The 16,890-nt window shown below is 68.5% G+C and carries 17 protein-coding genes; 9 read left to right on the forward strand and 8 right to left on the reverse strand.

Annotated elements, in window-relative coordinates:
- Positions 1–29 precede the first annotated feature (29 nt).
- Entirely contained in the window at positions 30–950 is a 921-nt protein-coding gene (blaPEN-bcc, locus tag CFB43_RS21365) for a PEN family class A beta-lactamase, Bcc-type (RefSeq protein ID WP_089496459.1), read from the forward strand.
- A 478-nt stretch (positions 951–1,428) separates the two neighbouring features.
- On the opposite strand, the gene CFB43_RS21370 is transcribed toward blaPEN-bcc, so the two are convergent.
- The 5 genes from CFB43_RS21370 to CFB43_RS21395 all read right to left on the reverse strand — a co-directional run bounded on the left by CFB43_RS21370 (position 1,429) and on the right by CFB43_RS21395 (position 5,616).
- The gene (locus CFB43_RS21370; RefSeq protein WP_089496460.1) at positions 1,429–1,629 is read right to left on the reverse strand and encodes a hypothetical protein; all 201 of its coding nucleotides are present in this window, start codon (positions 1,627–1,629) and stop codon (positions 1,429–1,431) included.
- Positions 1,630–2,201: 572 nt separating this feature from the next.
- The gene (locus CFB43_RS21380; protein WP_089441908.1) at positions 2,202–2,570 is read right to left on the reverse strand and encodes an antibiotic biosynthesis monooxygenase family protein; all 369 of its coding nucleotides are present in this window, start codon (positions 2,568–2,570) and stop codon (positions 2,202–2,204) included.
- A gap of 33 nt (positions 2,571–2,603) precedes the next feature.
- On the reverse strand, positions 2,604–3,050 hold the full coding sequence (locus CFB43_RS21385) for a MarR family winged helix-turn-helix transcriptional regulator (protein WP_089496462.1): 447 nt from the start codon (positions 3,048–3,050) through the stop codon (positions 2,604–2,606).
- Positions 3,051–3,580: 530 nt separating this feature from the next.
- Positions 3,581–4,957: an ATP-binding protein gene (locus CFB43_RS21390; protein WP_089496463.1), complete on the reverse strand. Its 1,377-nt coding sequence runs from the start codon at positions 4,955–4,957 to the stop codon at positions 3,581–3,583.
- Positions 4,954–5,616 (reverse strand): response regulator, encoded by a 663-nt coding sequence (locus tag CFB43_RS21395; protein WP_089426981.1) that lies wholly within the window; start codon positions 5,614–5,616, stop codon positions 4,954–4,956. Before CFB43_RS21395 ends, CFB43_RS21390 begins: the two co-directional genes overlap by 4 nt.
- Positions 5,617–5,848: 232 nt before the next feature.
- Here CFB43_RS21395 and CFB43_RS21400 point away from each other — a divergent pair, with 232 nt between their 5' ends.
- The 7 genes from CFB43_RS21400 (at position 5,849) to CFB43_RS21430 (ending at position 12,442) form a co-directional block, all read left to right on the forward strand.
- The gene (locus tag CFB43_RS21400; protein WP_089462255.1) at positions 5,849–6,202 is read left to right on the forward strand and encodes a YgiW/YdeI family stress tolerance OB fold protein; all 354 of its coding nucleotides are present in this window, start codon (positions 5,849–5,851) and stop codon (positions 6,200–6,202) included.
- 55 nt (positions 6,203–6,257) lie between these two features.
- A complete protein-coding gene (locus CFB43_RS21405) occupies positions 6,258–7,118 on the forward strand; it encodes a MurR/RpiR family transcriptional regulator (RefSeq protein WP_089426983.1) in 861 nt (286 codons plus the stop codon).
- A gap of 55 nt (positions 7,119–7,173) precedes the next feature.
- Complete coding sequence (locus CFB43_RS21410; RefSeq protein WP_089496464.1) at positions 7,174–7,599, forward strand: GNAT family N-acetyltransferase; 426 nt, start codon at positions 7,174–7,176, stop codon at positions 7,597–7,599.
- A gap of 193 nt (positions 7,600–7,792) precedes the next feature.
- A complete protein-coding gene (locus CFB43_RS21415) occupies positions 7,793–9,460 on the forward strand; it encodes an ankyrin repeat domain-containing protein (protein ID WP_089496465.1) in 1,668 nt (555 codons plus the stop codon).
- Between the two features lie 239 nt (positions 9,461–9,699).
- On the forward strand, positions 9,700–10,560 hold the full coding sequence (locus CFB43_RS21420; RefSeq protein ID WP_089496466.1) for an isocitrate lyase/PEP mutase family protein: 861 nt from the start codon (positions 9,700–9,702) through the stop codon (positions 10,558–10,560).
- Positions 10,561–10,898: 338 nt separating this feature from the next.
- On the forward strand, positions 10,899–11,165 hold the full coding sequence (locus CFB43_RS21425) for a YodC family protein (protein ID WP_089426987.1): 267 nt from the start codon (positions 10,899–10,901) through the stop codon (positions 11,163–11,165).
- 101 nt (positions 11,166–11,266) lie between these two features.
- Positions 11,267–12,442 carry a cytochrome P450 gene (locus tag CFB43_RS21430; protein WP_089496467.1) on the forward strand — a complete coding sequence of 392 codons (1,176 nt, stop codon included), beginning with the start codon at positions 11,267–11,269 and terminating at the stop codon, positions 12,440–12,442.
- A gap of 15 nt (positions 12,443–12,457) precedes the next feature.
- On the opposite strand, the gene CFB43_RS21435 is transcribed toward CFB43_RS21430, so the two are convergent.
- Both CFB43_RS21435 and CFB43_RS21440 read right to left on the reverse strand, forming a co-directional pair.
- Positions 12,458–12,784, reverse strand: coding sequence for a superinfection immunity protein (locus tag CFB43_RS21435; protein WP_011354384.1), 327 nt, complete (start codon positions 12,782–12,784; stop codon positions 12,458–12,460).
- A gap of 101 nt (positions 12,785–12,885) precedes the next feature.
- Complete coding sequence (locus tag CFB43_RS21440) at positions 12,886–13,305, reverse strand: rhodanese-like domain-containing protein (RefSeq protein WP_089496468.1); 420 nt, start codon at positions 13,303–13,305, stop codon at positions 12,886–12,888.
- Between the two features lie 110 nt (positions 13,306–13,415).
- Between CFB43_RS21440 and ftrA the strand changes: the two genes are divergently transcribed.
- Positions 13,416–14,390, forward strand: coding sequence for a transcriptional regulator FtrA (gene ftrA, locus CFB43_RS21445; RefSeq protein WP_089496469.1), 975 nt, complete (start codon positions 13,416–13,418; stop codon positions 14,388–14,390).
- Positions 14,391–14,550: 160 nt separating this feature from the next.
- On the opposite strand, the gene CFB43_RS21450 is transcribed toward ftrA, so the two are convergent.
- A complete protein-coding gene (locus CFB43_RS21450) occupies positions 14,551–16,890 on the reverse strand; it encodes an Orn/Lys/Arg decarboxylase N-terminal domain-containing protein (RefSeq protein ID WP_089496470.1) in 2,340 nt (779 codons plus the stop codon).

Below are 16,890 nucleotides of genomic sequence, written 5' to 3' on the forward strand. Positions count from 1 at the left end.
CGCTCACATTCCACCACGAGACAACCGACATGACCTACTCATCGAAACGTCGAACCCTGTTGCTGGCCGCGGCGACGGCGCCGCTCGCATTGACCGTCGCCGCATGCGCGTCACGGCAGACCGCGGCGCCGGACGAGGCAACGGCCGCAGCCGTGACACCCGCTGCCGCCGGGCAGATGCTGGCCGAGCTCGAACGCAGCGCGGGCGGCCGCCTCGGCGTGTGCGCGATCGACATCGCGACCGGCCGGCGCGTGGAACATCGCCAGAACGAGCGCTTCCCGTTCTGCAGCACGTTCAAGGCGATGCTGAGCGCGGCGGTGCTGGCGCAGAGCGTCGATCGACCGGCGTTGCTGCAACAGCGCGTGATGTACACCCAGGCCGACCTCGTCAACTATTCGCCGGTGTCGGGCAAGCATGTCGACGACGGCATGACGGTCGCCGCGCTGTGCGAGGCCACGATCCAGTACAGCGACAACTCGGCCGCGAACCTGCTGATGAAGCTGCTCGGCGGCCCGTCGGCGGTGACGGCCTATGCGCGCTCGATCGGCGACGACACGTTCCGGCTCGATCGATGGGAGACCGAACTGAATACCGCGCTGCCGGGCGACCCGCGCGACACGACGACGCCGGCCGCGATGGCCGCGAGCATGCGCGTGCTGATGGTCGGCGAGGCGCTGCCGGCCGCGCAGCGTGCGCAGCTCGTCGCGTGGATGCGCGGCAACAAGGTCGGCGACAAGCGGATCCGTGCGGGCGTGCCGGCCAGGTGGACGGTCGGCGACAAGACGGGCACCGGCGACTACGGGACGACCAACGACGCGGGTGTCGTGTGGTCGCCGGCGGGTGCGTCGGTCGCGCTGGCCGTGTACTACACGCAGGCGCGTGCCGATGCGCGCGCGAAGGACGACGTGATCGCGTCGGTCGCACGCATCGTGGTTCGGGCATTCGGTTGAGGCGGGCGGCACGCCGTGCGTGACGCGATCCGCATGCATGCCGTGCCGCAACCGTGACCCGCGTGATCAAACGTTGTGCGATCAACGACTTAGGTCACGCATGCTCAGGATATCCACATGCTTGCCAACAAAAAGTGTGGACAAGCCCGCGCGCGGCCGCATCCGGCGTGGCGCGGGCCGCCGTGCCGCATTTGAGGCGGCGCGGACAAAGTCTTTCGGATCAAGCGCTTGGCCTTGGTATGCGCAGGCTATCCACACGCTTGCCAACACAATCTGTGGACAAGCCGGGTCGCTCGCGCGGAAGGCGCTCGTCACGTCGCGAAGGGGCGGGCGAGCGGCACTTTCCCGGCCGCGTGCCGCATTTGAGGCGGCGCGGACAAAGTCTTACGGATCAAGTGCTTGATTGCGGTATGCGCAGGCTATCCACATGCTTGCCAACACAATCTGTGGACAAGCCTGGCAGCCGCGGTCGCGACGATCAGGGCTGCCGATCGTCGACGGTGGGCCAGCGCGCGAACGCGAACACCCACAACATGATGAAGTTCAGGACCGGGACGAACATCGTCAGGATCCACCAGCCCGAATGCCCGGTGCGCCGCACGATGCGGACGTACGGATAGATGACGACGGCGACCAGCACGAGTGAGCCGACCAGCTGCCACGCGGTGAAGTGTTCCATGGTCTTCCTCGGAGTGAGGTGTCGTGGTGCGGCACCGGCGGAACGGCCGGCCCGTTGAGCCGTCGCGCGACGCCGATGATGCGCGGCCGCGTGCGGCTCGCATGATCTTGACGCGTGGCGGGCGCGAGCGTCAAGGCGACGGTGATGTGCTGCTGTTGCGCGGGATCGTGCGCTTGCGCGCGGGCCCGGGCCGCAGGGTGCCGCAACCGTGACGCCGCGCATGAACCGTAGCCCGATCAACGGGTTAGCGCAGGCGTGCGCAGGATATCCACAAGCTTGCCAACAAAATCTGTGGGTAAGTGGCGCCGCGCATGGCGGGCGCGTGTGAACCGACTGCGGCGTGCGGCGTCGTGGCGTCGTGATGCGAAGTGCGGCGAAGCGGTGTGTGCGATGGCCATCACCGGGGCCTCGTCTGCATCACGCGTGCCAAAGTCCGTCAGATCAAGGGCTTAGCGTTGCGGTGCGCAGGATATCCACAAGCTTGCCAACATTTTCTGTGGAGAAGTCCGGGGGCGCGAGCGACGCGCAACACCCTGGCTAATGCCACGCGTTGCCGCGATTCCCGCGTGCCCTCACGCGGTGCAGATACCGGCCACGCCGACTTTCTGGAACAGGTGCGGGCTCGCGACGGCGGACGACGGATAGGCCGACAGCTTGGCGACGAACTCGGGATGCGTGAAGGCCGCGCGAAATGCTTCAGTCGATTCCCAGATCGCGTAGTTCAGGTAAGTCGGACTGTCGCCGAGCGCGCGATGCAACTGGGTCGAGATGAATCCGGGCTGCCGCTTCATGAATTCGGCGTCGTCCTTCCACACGGCGAGAAAGTCCGCTTCGTCGGCGGCGGCCAGCGTGAATACGTTGACGAGGACGACCGGCTCCGCATCGATGGCGATCTGTTGCTGGATCGGAAAGGCCGGATCCATCGGCTTGAAATGAGGCATGGGAACTCCTGTGGGTGGGGGGCGGTTGCGCGCTCACGTCGGTGCATCGGCGCCGTGCGCGCGGGACATCGCCGACAGCACGCGGATCGCCGCATCCAGGTCAGCCGAACTGAAGTCGCCGGCGATGCTGCGGACATGCTGTTGCCACTGCCCGACCACGGCCTGATAGGCCGCCTCGCCGCGTGGCGTCAGCGCGTACAACGGGGAACGCTTGTGTGCCGGATTGGGGAGCGATTCCACCAGCCCTTCGTCGGTCAGCACGTTGATCTGTTTCAGCACCGCCTGCCGCGTGATGCCCATCGCGTCGGCGATCTGTGGGATGTTCGGGGCTTCCGGCGCCAGCGAGATGGCGCCCAGCACCTGCCAGCGTGCACTGGTCAGGCCGTGCGGCCCGGCAAAGGTGTTGCCCCATTCGACCAGCAGGCCGTTCAAGCGGAATACGGACAGCGCGACGGCGGTCAACTTCGCGGATTTCGTCATGTTCGATACGCAGGATGAATGGACAACGACTTTACGTATTGGACAACTGGTTGTCAATTAGACGAATGGATGTCGCTGAACGAAACCGGGTGGGCAACCGACAACGCGATCCGGCACCGGTAACAATTGCGGCGTCGGATCGCGGGTCAACAAGAAAGCCCCTGGAGAGGAACCGGTGAGAACGGTCAGGAACATGGGCGAACGAGTCGGAGCGAATCCGAGCGGCGGCGGCACCATCGCCGTTCACGAGGAGAGCCGGACTCATCCCGGGCCGAGCGACGATCCGGCGGGCGTCGCTATTGCTACGTGTCGCAGCACGCGATCATCCTCGAAACCTCGACCGGCTTGCGGATCGAGCGAATCGTCGACGACAACTGAGTCGGGTGGTGAGCTGACCCGGCCGGGCGCATTTGCCGCGCACGACCGGCAAACCCTTTCCGATCAATGGCTTGGTGTCGTTAATGGAAGGTTGTCCACAAGCTTGCCAACACAATCTGTGGAAAAGCCGTGCATCGCGCGTCGCCCGCGCGTCAGGCCGGCTGCGGAAAGCGCACCGTGACGGTCAGCCCGCGTCCGCCTTGCGTGGTGCCGAGCGCGACCGTCGCGCGATGCTGTTCGGCGATCCGCTTGACGATCGACAGCCCGAGCCCGCTGCCCGACGACGTGACGGCCTGCGCGCCTTCGCCGCGATAGAAGCGCTCCCACACGTCGTTGCGTTCGGCTTCCGGGATCCCGGGGCCGTCGTCGGCGACTTCGAGCACGGGCGTCGTGCCGTCGATGCGTGCCGACACATCGACGCGCGCACCGTCGCCCGCATAGCGGATCGCGTTGTCGACGAGGTTGTTCAGCAGCACGCGCAACGTGTCCGCATTGCCCGACGTCATCACCGGCGTCGACACGATCGCGCCGAGATCGATCCGGTGCGCGTCGGCGACGCGCGTGCGATCCGATACCACCGACCGGCACAGCGCGGCGAGATCGACGGGCGCCGATGCGGAAGCGGCCGCCTGCGCGTCGGGCTCGAGGCGCGCGAGCGTCAGCAACTGCTCGGCGAGGTGACCGAGGCGTGTCGTGCCCGCCTGGATCTGCGCGAGGATGTGCTCGCGTTCCTCGGCGGTCGCCGCGCGCCGCAGCAGCTGCGACTGGATCGACAGCCCCATGATCGGCGTGCGCAATTCGTGCGCGGCATCGGCGATGAAGTGGCGCTGCAGCGTGAACGAGCGGTCGAGGCGCGCGAGCAGGTCGTTGATCGCTTCGGCGAGCGGCCGGACTTCGTTCGGCATCGAGCCGACGTCGACCGGCTCCAGATTGTTCGCATTCCTGCGTTTGAGGCCGGATGCGATCGTGCGCAGCGGCCGCAGCCCCGCGCCGATGCCGAACCACAGGCCGATCGCGAGCAGCGGCAGCATCGAGAACACCGGCCACAGCAGGTGCACGGCGATGCCCGCGATCGCTTCCCATCGCGCGTGGCGTGCCTGCGCGAGCCGGATCGTCGTGCCGCCGCGCTCGGTCACATAGGTGCGCCACGGCTGGCCGTCGACGTCGACGCTCGCGATGCCTTTCTGCTCGGGCGGCGGCAGTTTCGAATCGCGGTCGGTCGAATACACGAGCGCGCCGTTGCGCCACACCTGCAGCAGCACCGCGTCGGGGTCGCTCGCTTCGAAGCCGTGCTTGCCGTTGCCGTGGTTGCTGAACGACAGCTCGCCGTTCGGGCCGACGACGATCTGCTTCGACATGCTGCGCATCTGGTCGTCGAGCAGGTCGTCGAGTTCGCGCAGCGCGCCCCAGTAGGTGCCCGCGCTCGCGACGAGGCCGATCACGCACGCGGCCGGCATCAGCCACGTCAGCAGGCGCCGCCGCAGCGACGTGTTGCGCCAGCGCGCGATCGCCCGTTGGATGCGCGTCATGCGCCGTCACCGATCCGGTAGCCGACGCCGCGCACCGTGCGGATCATGTCGTGGCCGAGCTTCTTGCGCAGGTTGTGGATGTGCACCTGCACGGCGTTGCTCTCGATTTCCTCGCCCCAGCTGTACAGCCGTTCCTCGAACTGCTCGCGCGAGATCACCGCGCCCGGGTCGCGCATCAGCTCGTGCAGCAGCACGAACTCCTTCGGCGACAGCGGCACTTCGTCGTCGTTGAGCCAGACGAGGTGCTTGACGGGGTCGAGCCGCAGTGGGCCGATCACGAGCGTCGTTTGCGCGCGGCCCGCATGGCGGCGGGTCACGGCGCGGATCCGGGCGAGCAGTTCGTCGAGCTCGAACGGCTTGACGAGATAGTCGTCCGCGCCGCTGTCGAGGCCCGCGATGCGGTCGGGCACGCCGTCGCGCGCGGTGATGATGATCGCGGGGAGGGTTTCGTCGCGGCGGCGCAGCGCGGCGAGCACCGACAGGCCGTCGCGGTTCGGCAGCCCGAGATCGAGCAGCAGCAGGCCGTAGCCGGTCGCGCGCAGCGCGAGCGACGCGGCGTCGCCGTCCTTCACCCAGTCGACCGCGAAGCCTTCCTGTTTGAGGCCCTGTTCGAGCCCGCTGCCGATCAGCGGATCGTCCTCGACGAGCAATACGCGCATGAATTCGTGTCTCTTCAACGGGGCGCCGTGGCACCCGGGGTTCCCATGATAAGCGCCCGTGTCTTAGGCGCAGCTTAAACGTGGGCGGCGCGCGGCGGGCGCTCCCATGCGTCCGATGCGGCACCGCGCCGCTTCCGGGCGACCTTCAGGTTTGCTTAATCTTACGGTCCGTAATCTGACGCCGTCGCGTTCAACGGGGCGCGGCGTCACATCGAAGAAGAGGACCACGATCATGAAACACCTGGCCAGAATCCTGACGGTTGCGCTCGCCACGCTGCCCGCCGCCGTCTACGCGCAATACACGGGGCCGTCCACGCTGACAACGACCACCGTGAAGGAACTGCTTGCGAACGGCAAGGACGACCAGCACGTGCAGCTGCAGGGCCGCATCGTCAAGCATGTCGGCGGCGAGGATTACGAATTCGCCGATGCGACCGGCACGATCCGTGTCGAGATCGACCACAAGCTGTGGGCGGCCGGCCAGCCCGTCAGCGACAAGAACGAAGTGAAGGTGACCGGCGAATTCGAGCGCAAATGGTCGGGGAGCGTGAAGGTCGACGCCGATCACGTCGAAGTGCTGCGCTGACCGGTGCGCGCGGGGCCGGTGATACCATGAACGACCGGTTCCCGTTCCCACCAAGATGGCCGCCAATTTCGACGAACTCGCGTCCCGGATCCGGGCGCAATTTTCCGAGCTGAGCCCGCAATTCCAGGCGGGCGCTGCCTTCCTGCTCGATCACCCCGACGAAGTCGCCACTTCGTCGATGCGCAAGGTCGCCCAGCGCGCGCAGGTGCAGCCCGCCTCGCTCGTGCGGCTCGCGCAGCAATTCGGTTTCCCCGGCTGGAACGAGCTGCGCGACCTGTGCGTGGCACGCGTGCGCACGCGCCCCGAGCCGCTCACGCAGCGGGCGCGCTCGCTCGTGCGGCCCGACGCGCAGGCGTCGCTCGCGCACGACCTGCTCGCCGCGCAACAACACAACCTGTCGGCCACCGCCGCGCAGAACGAGCACGCGCTCGCCGATGCCGCGAAACTGATCCGCAAGGCGTCGCACGTGCACGTCGCGGGGTTTCGCTCGTGTTATCCGGTCGCGTTCGGCTTCGTGTACGGCTACCGGCTGTTCCGTCCGACCGTGTCGCTGCTCAATGGCGTCGCCGGTTCGCTCGAGATGGAGCTGCGCACGATCGCGAAGCAGAGCGTGACCGTCGTCGTCAGTTTCGCGCCGTATTCGCAGGAAGCGACGCGCGTCGCGCAGGCCGCGAAGGCGCAGGGCAGCCGGATCGTCGCGATCACCGACAGCGCGGTGTCGCCGATCGCACTGCACGCGGATGCGCAACTGATCTTCACGCACGACAGCCCGTCGTTCTTCCCGTCGCTGGTGGCCGCGCATGCGATGGCCGAAGCGCTGGTCGCGCAGTTGCTGGCGCTCGAAGGCAGCGATGCGATCGCCGCGCTCGAGCGCACGGAAGCGGAACTGCACGCGAAGGGCGCGTACGTCGTCTGACGCGGTGCGTGCGGCGTCGCCCCTTCCTCATTCAGGATTCAAGCGGATTCAACCGATGACGTTCACATACGAGGTGACGGATGCGGGCGACGCGAACGTGCGCAAGCAGATCGTCGCGCCGCTCGTCCGGTTCAACGAAAGCCAGGCGGGCCCGATCGACGCGCGTCCGCTGGCCGTGGTCGTGACCGATGGCGAAGGCGCGGTGGTGGGTGGCCTGTGGGGCAGCACGGCGTACGGCTGGCTGCATGTCGACCTGCTCGTGGTGCCCGAGGCCGCGCGCGGCCAGGGCGCGGGCACGCGCATCATGGATCTGGCCGAGTCGGAGGCCGTCGCGCGCGGCTGCCACAGCGCGTGGCTCGACACGTTCGACTTCCAGGCACGGCCGTTCTACGAGAAACGCGGCTATGTCCGCTTCGGCGAGCTGCCGGATTATCCGGTCGGACATTCGCGCATTTTCCTGACGAAGCAGCTCGCCGGCTGAGTGTCGCCGCCGCAGGGCGCGGCGCGGTTGACGTCGCGGCCGGCCGTCACCTAGGATACCGGTCAGCGATGCAGGTCGCTTCCGGGTCCGCGGAAAGGGTTGAACCCACCTGTCGCAGCGAATTCAGCTTTCCCCCTGTCCTTTGTGCTGGCGGTATTGCGGACCTTCGGCCATCCACTGCACGAGGATCCGCATGAAAAAGCTGCCTCCCAAGGCCCATCCCGATCATCTGAAAAAGCAGGCCAAGGCATTGTTGCGCCTGTACCGGCAAGGCGACGCCGATGCCGTCGCACGCTTTGTCCGGTTTCTTCCTGCCGCCGCGAACCACACGCACGACGAAGCGCTCGCGCTCGGGCTTCGGCTGCATGACGCGCAATCGTGCATCGCGCGCGAGTACGGTTTTGCGTCATGGGCCGATCTCGGCGCGTTCGTCGAAACGCATGCGCTGGCCGGGCAACCGCGCGCGCAGTTGGTCCGGCGCTGGCTCGACCTGGCGTACGGCGGCGACGTGACCGGCGGCGTCGACGCGCCCCGGCCGCGCGTCGCCGCGCAATTGTTGCTCGACCATCCCGAGCTGGTCGCGGACGATCCGACCATCGCGTGCGCGGCCGGCGACCTCGACGCCGTGAAGGCGGCGCTGGCCGCCGATCCCGGCTGGATCGCGCGTGCCGGCGGCGCGTTGAAGCTGCCGCCGCTGGTCGCCGTCACGCATTCGCGGCTCGGGCAGCTTCCCGAGTTCGCGGCCAGGCTGCGCGCCTGCGCGCGCCATCTGCTCGATGCCGGCGCCGATCCGAACCAGCGGATCGGCAACCGCTTTCCGCCTGCGTCGCTCGCGGAACCCGACGAAGCGGGGCCGCTGTCGGCGCTGTACGGCGCGGCGGGCGTCAATCGCGATCCGGTGCTCACCGCGATGCTGCTGGAAGCCGGCGCCGACCCGAACGACGGCGAATCGCTGTATCACTCGGTGGAGCATCCGGCCTGCACGCGCGTGCTGCTCGAACACGGCGCGCGGGTGAGCGGGACGAATGCGTTGCGGCGCGCGTTCGACATGCGCGATGCCGATGCGCTCGAACTGCTGCTCGCGCATGGCGGCGACCCGAACGAGCCGCCCGGCCCGGGGCTCGCGCAGACCTGGGGCGCACCGTTGTTGCGGGCGATCGGCGTGCGCTGCTCGGCGCGCCACGTGGCCGCGCTGCTGGCGGCCGGCGCCGATCCCCGCGCGCAAACGCCGACAGGCATCAGTGCGTACCGGCTGGCGATGCAGACCGGGCTGTCCGACGTCGCGGCCTTGTTGCGGGCGGCCGGCGCGGACGAGGCGCTCGACGCGGCGGACGCGTTCGTGGCGGCCTGCGCGCGCGCCGACGCCGACGATGCGCGGCGCATCCAGGCGCGGCATCCCGAACTGCCCGGCGCGCTGCCCGCTGAACGGCTGCGGTTGCTGCCGGACGCCGCCGCATGGGGTTCGGGCGACGCGGTGAAGGTCATGGTCGAACTGGGCTGGCCGATCGCCGCGCGCGGCGGCGACTGGGACGCGAGCGCGCTGAATCACGCGGTGTTCCGCGGCGACGCGGACTTGCTGGCGTTCCTGCTCGCGCATGGCGCGAACTGGCGCGACCTGCACGGGTTCGGGAGCGACGCGCTCGGCACGTTGTCGTGGGCATCCGTCAACGAACCGGAGCAGGTCGGCGCGGCCGACTGGGAGGCGTGCGCGCGGGTGCTGCTCGCGCACGGCGTGCCCAAGGCCACGCGGGACCCGTGGAATCCGGACGACGTGCTGATCGACGGCCGCGCGATGCGCTTCTCCGAAGCCGTCACCGACGTGTTGCTCGGCATCGACGGCGGGCCGGCCGCATCGGCTTGAACGACCGTGGGCCGGCGACCGGCAGGTGGCGGCGCCGGCCCGCTCGTGGGCGGATGCGGGCGTACAGTCGGCGTGCCCACGACCGGCAGGTGGCGGCGCCGGCCCGCTCGTGGGCGGATGCGGGCGTACAGTCGGCGTGCCCCGTTTTCCCCGTTGCGCGACGACATTTCGGCGAACGCTGAAACGTCGCGTGCACGACCGGCGTAAGCTCGGTCGTCACCTTCCTTCCGGAGTCCGCGATGACCCGTTCCGACCTGCAAGCCCGCCAAGCCGAAGCCTTCCGCGCCCTGCATGCGCGCCCCGGCGCCTTCATCATCCCGAACCCGTGGGACGCCGGCACCGCGCGCCTGCTCGCGATGGCCGGCTTCGAGGCGCTCGCGACCACGAGTGCCGGCTACGCGTTTTCGAAAGGGCAGCCCGACAACGCGATCGACCGCGACGCGATGCTCGATCACATCGACGAGATCGTCTCCGCGGGCGGCTTGCCCGTCAGCGCGGATCTGGAGAACGGCTTCGGCGACGCGCCCGACACGGTGGCCGAAACGATCCGGCTCGCGGCCGAGGCCGGCGCGGTGGGCGGCTCGATCGAGGACGCGACGGGCCGCGCCGACGCGCCGATCTACGCGCGCGAAGCGGCGATCGAGCGTATCGCGGCGGCCGTCGACGCGGCACGCGGGCTGCCGTTTCCGTTCACGCTGACCGCGCGTTGCGAAAACTACCTGCATGGCCGCCACGACCTCGCCGACACGATCGCGCGGCTCGTCGCCTATCGCGACGCGGGCGCCGACGTGCTGTACGCGCCGGGCATCACCGATGCGCACGACATCGCGGCGGTGACGCAGGCGGTCGGCGCGCCCGTGAACGTCGTGATGGGGCTGCAGGGCGGGTTGCTGAGCCTCGATGCGCTGGCGGCGCTCGGCGTGAAGCGCGTGAGCGTCGGCGGCGCGTTGGCGCGGGCCGCGCTCGGCGCCTTTCTGCGCGCGGCGAAGGAGATGGCGCAGGACGGCACGTTTACGTTTACGCAAGCTGCCGTGCCCGGGCGCGATATCAACCGCTGGTTTGCGTCACCCGATAATTCGCCGGATTTGTTCGGGGAATGAGCGCAGATAAATCGTGGGATCGTTTCCAGTCGAAACGTTGCTTGACAATAATCAAGCGATTCCCTGTCCGAATTAAACGTCGGTGACGACGCAAAATACATCGTCTATTCTCCGCATTCCCGCCCGTTCGACCGGCGCCGGCGCACAAACCGCGCCGGATCGGGCGATCGGGCGCTCGCCGGGCGCGTCGATGCCGCGCATTGTTGCATTTCCTCGGTCAGTATGTTTTTGATCGCGGGAGTTGCCGGCTGATTATTTGATTGATAATCTGCGGCACGTTCGAAAGGACAGTGGGTGGTCCGCCGGGAATATCGATATATATAAATGCTGAGAGAGCGATGACGAACCGAGAAAATCAACGCGTCAGGTTTCGCGTCGGCGATGTCGTGACGCTGAAGACGGGCGGGCCGCGCATGACCGTCACCTATGCCGGGCCGGTGGTATTCGACGACGGCGACTGGCTGATCTGCCAGTGGTTCGACGAAAACGGCGAATTCCGGCAGGAAATGTTCCCTCACGACACGGTGGTGGCCGAGCCGCGCGCGATTTCGGCCGGGCGCGTCCGCATGCGGATGCAGTCGCATCGCTACCGGTCGGCTGCCTGACGATCCGCTGTCGTCGCGAGGCCGCCACGCCCGATACCCGCGCCGCGACATTTCACGTCAACCCGAAACATGCGGCAGCGCACTGCGCCGATACTGTCTGCATGAACCCGACCGATCCCATCGCAGCGGTCACGCACCGCGATCCCTATCCCTACTATGCGGCGCTCGTCGACGGGCCGCCGCTCGCGTTCGACGCCACGCTCGGCCTGTGGGTCGCGAGCCGCGCGGCCGCCGTGACGGCCGTGCTCGGCCATCCGGCCTGCCGGGTTCGCCCGCTGGACGCCCCCGTGCCGCCCGCATTGCGCGGCACGACGGCCGGCGCGCTGTTCGGCGAGCTGGTACGCATGAACGATGGCGCGTTGCGGCACGACGTGCCGAAGCAGGCGCTGCGCGCGGCGTTCGCGCCGATCGACCCGGTGGCGCTGCGCGACCGTGCCGCGCGGATTGCCGCGCGGCGCTTGCCGGCGCCGGGCGACGCCGGCGCGCTGAACGCGTGGTGCATGACGGTGCCCGTTTGCACGGTTGCCGATCTGCTCGGCTTCGACGAGACGCAGCTCGACGGTATCGCGGCGCAGGTCGTCGATTTCGTCGCCGCGCTGTCGCCGTTGTCGGATGCCGCGGCACTGGCCCGCGCGAGCGACGCTGCGCGAGCGCTGCTCGACCGGACGACGGCGCGCGTCGCACAGACGCAGGCGCACGACGGCACGCTCGTTGCCGCCGTGCAGCAGGCGGCCCGCGCATCGGGCTGGCAGGCGAGCGGCGCGCTGGTCGCGAATCTCGTCGGGCTCCTGTCGCAGACCTGCGAGGCGAGCGCCGCGTGGCTCGGCAATACGCTGGTGGCGTGGAACGGGGAAGCGGGGGCGAGCGCCGCGCGCGTCACGCCGGACGATGCCGCGCTCGACGCATTCGTTGCCGAAGTCGGGCGCTTCGATTCACCGGTGCAGAACACGCGCCGCTTCGTCGCATCGCGCACGACGATCGAAGGCGTGAGCGTCGAAGCGGGCGACGCGATTCTCGTCGTGCTCGCCGCCGCGAATCGCGACCCGGCCGTGCATCGCGATCCGCAACGGTTCACCCCTGGCCGCGCGGCCGGGCCGAATTTCGGCTTCGGCACGGGGCCGCATGGTTGCCCGGGCGAGCGGATCGCGCGGGCGGTGACATCGGGGGCGTTCGGGGCGTGGCTGCGTGCGGGCGGCGTACCGCCGCACGACGGGCTGGCGTGGGACTACCGCGCGTCGACCAACGTCAGGATGCCGAAGTTCGACGCGGTGCGCTGAAGGGGAAAGCGGGACTTAACGGCAGCCTTGCTTCTCCGCCCATTGCTCCTGGGCGGCAACGCGGCGCTGCACGCGTTCGACGAGACCGGTCGAGAAGGTCCGCATGCTGATGCCGCGGCGCTTCGCGAGGATCGTCTGCGCGACATCGGTGCGCGGGTTCGGCTGGCAGGCCCAGTACAGCGTCATCAGCCAGCCGATGCCGGTCCACCCGAACAGCGCGTTGAACATCGCGACCGTCAGCTTGTCGTGCCGGCCACGCCGGTCGGCAATGACTGCCGGCAGAAAATAGATCGCGATCGCGGCCACCGAACCGGCCACTTGAATCAGGACTGCGTTCTGCATGTTGCTGCTCCATCCGAACTGCAATGGAACCGAGTATCGCGCTTTTTCCGTTTGCGTGCAGGCCGTGGCCAAGCAATTGATTGTTGCGTTTTTAATGACGATCAGCCGGCTTCGGCGTCCGCCGGCTGCACTTCGTTGCTCAGCGCGAAACCTTCGTCGAGCCAGCCCGTCACGCCGCCGATCATCAGCTTGACCGGCCGGCCGAGGCGTGCGAGCTGGATCGCCGCGCGTGCGGCGCCGTTGCAGTGCGGGCCCGCGCAGTAGACGACGAACAGCGTGCCGGCCGGATAGCCGGCGAGCTTGCTCTCGATGATCTTGCGGCGCGGCAGGTGGCGCGCGCCAGGCACGTGGCCGGCGGCGAACTGATCGGGGCCGCGCACGTCGAGCAGCACGAAATCGGGCGTGCCCGATGCGAGCGCGTCGTGCACGTCCCAGCAATCGGTCTCGAAGCGCAGCGATGCCTCGAAATGCGCGAGGGCGGCGGGGCTGTCGGCGGCGGGCACGTCGGTGACGTAGGACATGGCAGGTTCTCCTGAAGATTGCGTGGAACGCGGTGGAATGAGGGGCAGTATCGCGGTTCGGCGCGTTTCGCGGCAGTGGCGCGATCGACAAGTTCCGGTAACATTGCGCCATGCTCAATCATCTCGTCGTCGCGCTCGCCTACGATCGCCTCTGCACGTTCGAATTCGGCTGCGTGGTCGAACTGTTCGCCCTCGAACGCCCCGAGCTCGGGGTCGACTGGTATCGCTTCGCGGTCTGCGCGAGCGAGCCGGGGCCCGTGCGCGCGGCGGGCGGGATCACGGTCGCCGCGCCCTATCGGCTCGCGACGCTCGATCGCGCCGACACTATCGTGATTCCCGGTTGGCGCGATCCGGACGAACCGCCGCCGGAGCCGCTGCTGAAGAAACTGCGGGCCGCGCATCGTCGCGGCGCGCGGCTCTGCTCGATCTGTTCGGGCGTGTTCGTGCTGGCCGCGGCCGGCGTGCTCGACGGCCTCACGGTGACGACCCACTGGCGCTATGCGGAGAAACTGCAGGCGCGCTATCCGGCGCTGCGTGTGAATCCCGATGCGCTGTACGTCGACGAAGGGCGGGTGATCACCTCGGCCGGATCGGCGGCGGGGCTCGACATGCTGCTGCATCTCGTGCGCCGCGATCATGGCGGCGCGATCGCGAACCGCGTCGCGCAGCGCCTCGTGCTGCCGCCGCATCGCGACGGCGGGCAGGCGCAGTTCGTGCCGCGCCCGGTCGCGCCGGGCGGCACCGACCGGCTCGCGAAGCTGATCGACTGGATGCGCGCGCACGCGGCCGAGCCGCATACGCTCGCGTCGCTCGCCGCGCAGGCCGCGATGAGCACGCGCACGCTGCAGCGTCAGTTCGCGGATGCAACGGGCATGTCGCCGCTCGCGTGGCTGATCCGCGAACGCGTGAATGTCGCGAAGGACATGCTCGAAGCGCAGCCGGCGCTGTCGCTCGCGCAGGTCGCGGCGCGCGCGGGGTTCGGTTCCGAGGAATCGCTGCGCCGGCATTTCCGGCGCGTCGCGGCGACGAGTCCGGCCGCGTACCGGCGCGGGATGAGTCGCGGCGAAAGCGCACGGGACGCCTGAGCACGGTACCGATTCCTGTCGACTTTTTCTTCCGATGACACCGCAGTGGCGCAAGATCGCGCATCACCGCGAGAGGCCGGCCGCCTGAGCGGCCGACGCCGGCTGCAAGTGGCGACGCGCGCCGCCGGACGGCGGCACGGCGTCGCGTTGCATTGCGTACTCAGCGTGTGCGGGTATCGCGCGCCTTCTGCTTGATGCACGCGATGCGATACACGCCATCCTCGACCTCGACACCGTGTGTGTCGTGCGTGAAGCCGGGGAAGCGCAGGTCGTACTGCTCGAGCGCCTTCAGGTAGCCGAGCAGCGGGCCGTCGGCCGGCCCCGCGTTCTCGCCGGGCATCAGCAGCGGAATGCCGGGCGGATAGGGCACGACGCCCGTCGCGACGGTGCGGCCTTCCATCTCCGCGAGCTCCAGCATCTCGATGTCGTTGTGCACCAGATGCTCGAACGCCTCGGCCGGGCTGTAGTCGGGCTTCGGCAGCGTCGAGAAGCCGCGCGACATCATCTCGGTCGTCTTCAGGTCGCTCATCGCGCTGAACATCAGGTCGCACAGATCGCGCAGGCCGAGCGTGCCGTAGCGTTCCGGATAACGCGCGACGAGTTCGGGCAGCGCCTGTTCGAGCGGCGCGTTTGCGTCGTAGTCGCGCTTGAAGTCGAGCAGCGTGTTGACGAGCGTGCCCCACTTGCCTTTCGTCACGCCGAGCGAGAACAGGAACAGGATCGTGAAGTCGGTCGTCTTCTCGACGACGATCCCGTGCCGGTCGAGATACGCGGTGACGACCGACGCCGGAATGCCGACCGGCATCAGCCCGCCGTGCGCCGCGACACCCGGCGTGACGATCGACACCTTGATCGGGTCGAGCATGCAGTAGTCGTCCTCGATATCGCCGAAGCCGTGCCACGTATCGCCCGGATGCAGCACCCAGCACGACGGATCGGTGGCGAGCAGCGTCTCGTCCGCTTCGTGGAAGCGCACGCGCCGGCCCGTCTTGCGATCGACGACGCTATCGGGCTGCCAGCCGTTGAAGAACCAGTCGTTGTTCTCCGCGCATTCCGTATGCAGGCGCGCCAGCATCTGGCGGAACGCGACGGCCTCGCGGATTGCGTCCGTGGTCAGCGCCTCGCCGCCGGGGCCGTCCATCATCGCGGCGCTCACGTCGTTCGACGCGATGATCGCGTAGTTCGGCGACGTCGACGCATGCATCATGTACGCCTCGTTGAAGCGGGCGTGCTCGATCGGGTTGCGGCCGTCGCGAACATGAATGAACGATGCCTGCGACAGCGCGGCGAGCAGCTTGTGCGTCGATTGCGTCGCGAACACGGTCGGCTTGCTCGCGTCGTGTTGCGACGGATCGCCGTGCATCGCGTGGCGGTCGCGGTAGATCGGGTTGAAGCGCGCGTAGCCGTACCATGCCTCGTCGAAGTGCAATCGATCGACGCTCTGGCCGAGCAGTGCCTCGACGCGCGCGACGTTGTAACAGAGGCCGTCGTACGTCGAGTTCGTGATCAGTGCATGCACGGGCGTCGGGTCGATGCCGTCGCGGCCGCGCACGAGCGGGTTCGCGTCGATCGCGAGGCGCACGGCAGCGGCCGTCAGCCGCTCGGGCATGATCGGCCCGATGATCCCGTAGTGGTTGCGCGACGGAATCAGGTAGGTCGGAATCGCGCCCGACATCGTCATCGCGTGCTCGGCCGACTTGTGGCAGTTGCGGTCGCACAGCGCGACCTGGTTGCGCGTCACGCTCGCCATCAGGATCACGCGGTTCGACATCGACGAGCCGTTCGTCACGTGATACGTGCGATGCGCGCCGAACACGCGCGCCGCATAGCGTTCGCTTTCACCGATCGGGCCCGAGTGATCGAGCAGCGAGCCGAGTTCGCCGACCGAGATCGACAGGTCGGAGCGGAACAGCGATTCGCCGAAAAATTCGAAGTACGCACGACCGACCGGCGATTTCAGGAACGCGGTGCCGCCCGTGTGGCCGGGCGTGTGCCACGAGTATTCGTACACACGCGAGAACTGCGCGAGCGCGCGGAACATCGGCGGCAGCACGGTTTCGCGGTAGCGCTCGATCGCGGCGACGATCCGGCCGCCGATGAACGCGGTGGTGTCCTCCAGCATCCAGATGAAATCGTCGGCCTTGCGCATCGCGTCGACCGGAATCGCGGACGCGCTCGCGCGGCTCGCGAGCAGGAATACGGGCACGGTCGCGTTGCGGGCGCGCATCGCGTCGAGCACGGCCCGCGCGGGCACATGGTCGGCGTTGTTGCCGAGTTCCCAGTTGAGCAGCAGGCACTGGATCGCCGGATCGGCGGCGACCACCGCGCACGCATCGTCGGCGGACGTCGCGATCACGACGTCGACGAGCCGCGCGCGCAGCTCCTCGGCAAGCGCCGTCGCGGCGCGCCCGGTGGCCGTGCGTTCGTCGATGTCGTGCTGCACGAGCAGCGCCTTCATGCCGAGGCGGCGGAAGGCCGGTTGGGTCAAGGAAGCAGTCAT

The sequence above is a fragment of the Burkholderia sp. AU15512 genome (assembly GCF_002223325.1).
GTDB lineage: Bacteria > Pseudomonadota > Gammaproteobacteria > Burkholderiales > Burkholderiaceae > Burkholderia.

Bases quoted from the DNA above. Each gene is read 5' to 3' on its own strand.
- blaPEN-bcc (WP_089496459.1), top strand. From the start codon at position 30: ATGACCTACTCATCGAAACGTCGAACCCTGTTGCTGGCCGCGGCGACG.
- CFB43_RS21370 (WP_089496460.1), bottom strand. From the start codon at position 1,629: ATGGAACACTTCACCGCGTGGCAGCTGGTCGGCTCACTCGTGCTGGTC.
- CFB43_RS21380 (WP_089441908.1), bottom strand. From the start codon at position 2,570: ATGCCTCATTTCAAGCCGATGGATCCGGCCTTTCCGATCCAGCAACAG.
- CFB43_RS21385 (WP_089496462.1), bottom strand. From the start codon at position 3,050: ATGACGAAATCCGCGAAGTTGACCGCCGTCGCGCTGTCCGTATTCCGC.
- CFB43_RS21390 (WP_089496463.1), bottom strand. From the start codon at position 4,957: ATGACGCGCATCCAACGGGCGATCGCGCGCTGGCGCAACACGTCGCTG.
- CFB43_RS21395 (WP_089426981.1), bottom strand. From the start codon at position 5,616: ATGCGCGTATTGCTCGTCGAGGACGATCCGCTGATCGGCAGCGGGCTC.
- CFB43_RS21400 (WP_089462255.1), top strand. From the start codon at position 5,849: ATGAAACACCTGGCCAGAATCCTGACGGTTGCGCTCGCCACGCTGCCC.
- CFB43_RS21405 (WP_089426983.1), top strand. From the start codon at position 6,258: ATGGCCGCCAATTTCGACGAACTCGCGTCCCGGATCCGGGCGCAATTT.
- CFB43_RS21410 (WP_089496464.1), top strand. From the start codon at position 7,174: ATGACGTTCACATACGAGGTGACGGATGCGGGCGACGCGAACGTGCGC.
- CFB43_RS21415 (WP_089496465.1), top strand. From the start codon at position 7,793: ATGAAAAAGCTGCCTCCCAAGGCCCATCCCGATCATCTGAAAAAGCAG.
- CFB43_RS21420 (WP_089496466.1), top strand. From the start codon at position 9,700: ATGACCCGTTCCGACCTGCAAGCCCGCCAAGCCGAAGCCTTCCGCGCC.
- CFB43_RS21425 (WP_089426987.1), top strand. From the start codon at position 10,899: ATGACGAACCGAGAAAATCAACGCGTCAGGTTTCGCGTCGGCGATGTC.
- CFB43_RS21430 (WP_089496467.1), top strand. From the start codon at position 11,267: ATGAACCCGACCGATCCCATCGCAGCGGTCACGCACCGCGATCCCTAT.
- CFB43_RS21435 (WP_011354384.1), bottom strand. From the start codon at position 12,784: ATGCAGAACGCAGTCCTGATTCAAGTGGCCGGTTCGGTGGCCGCGATC.
- CFB43_RS21440 (WP_089496468.1), bottom strand. From the start codon at position 13,305: ATGTCCTACGTCACCGACGTGCCCGCCGCCGACAGCCCCGCCGCCCTC.
- ftrA (WP_089496469.1), top strand. From the start codon at position 13,416: ATGCTCAATCATCTCGTCGTCGCGCTCGCCTACGATCGCCTCTGCACG.
- CFB43_RS21450 (WP_089496470.1), bottom strand. From the start codon at position 16,890: ATGACTGCTTCCTTGACCCAACCGGCCTTCCGCCGCCTCGGCATGAAG.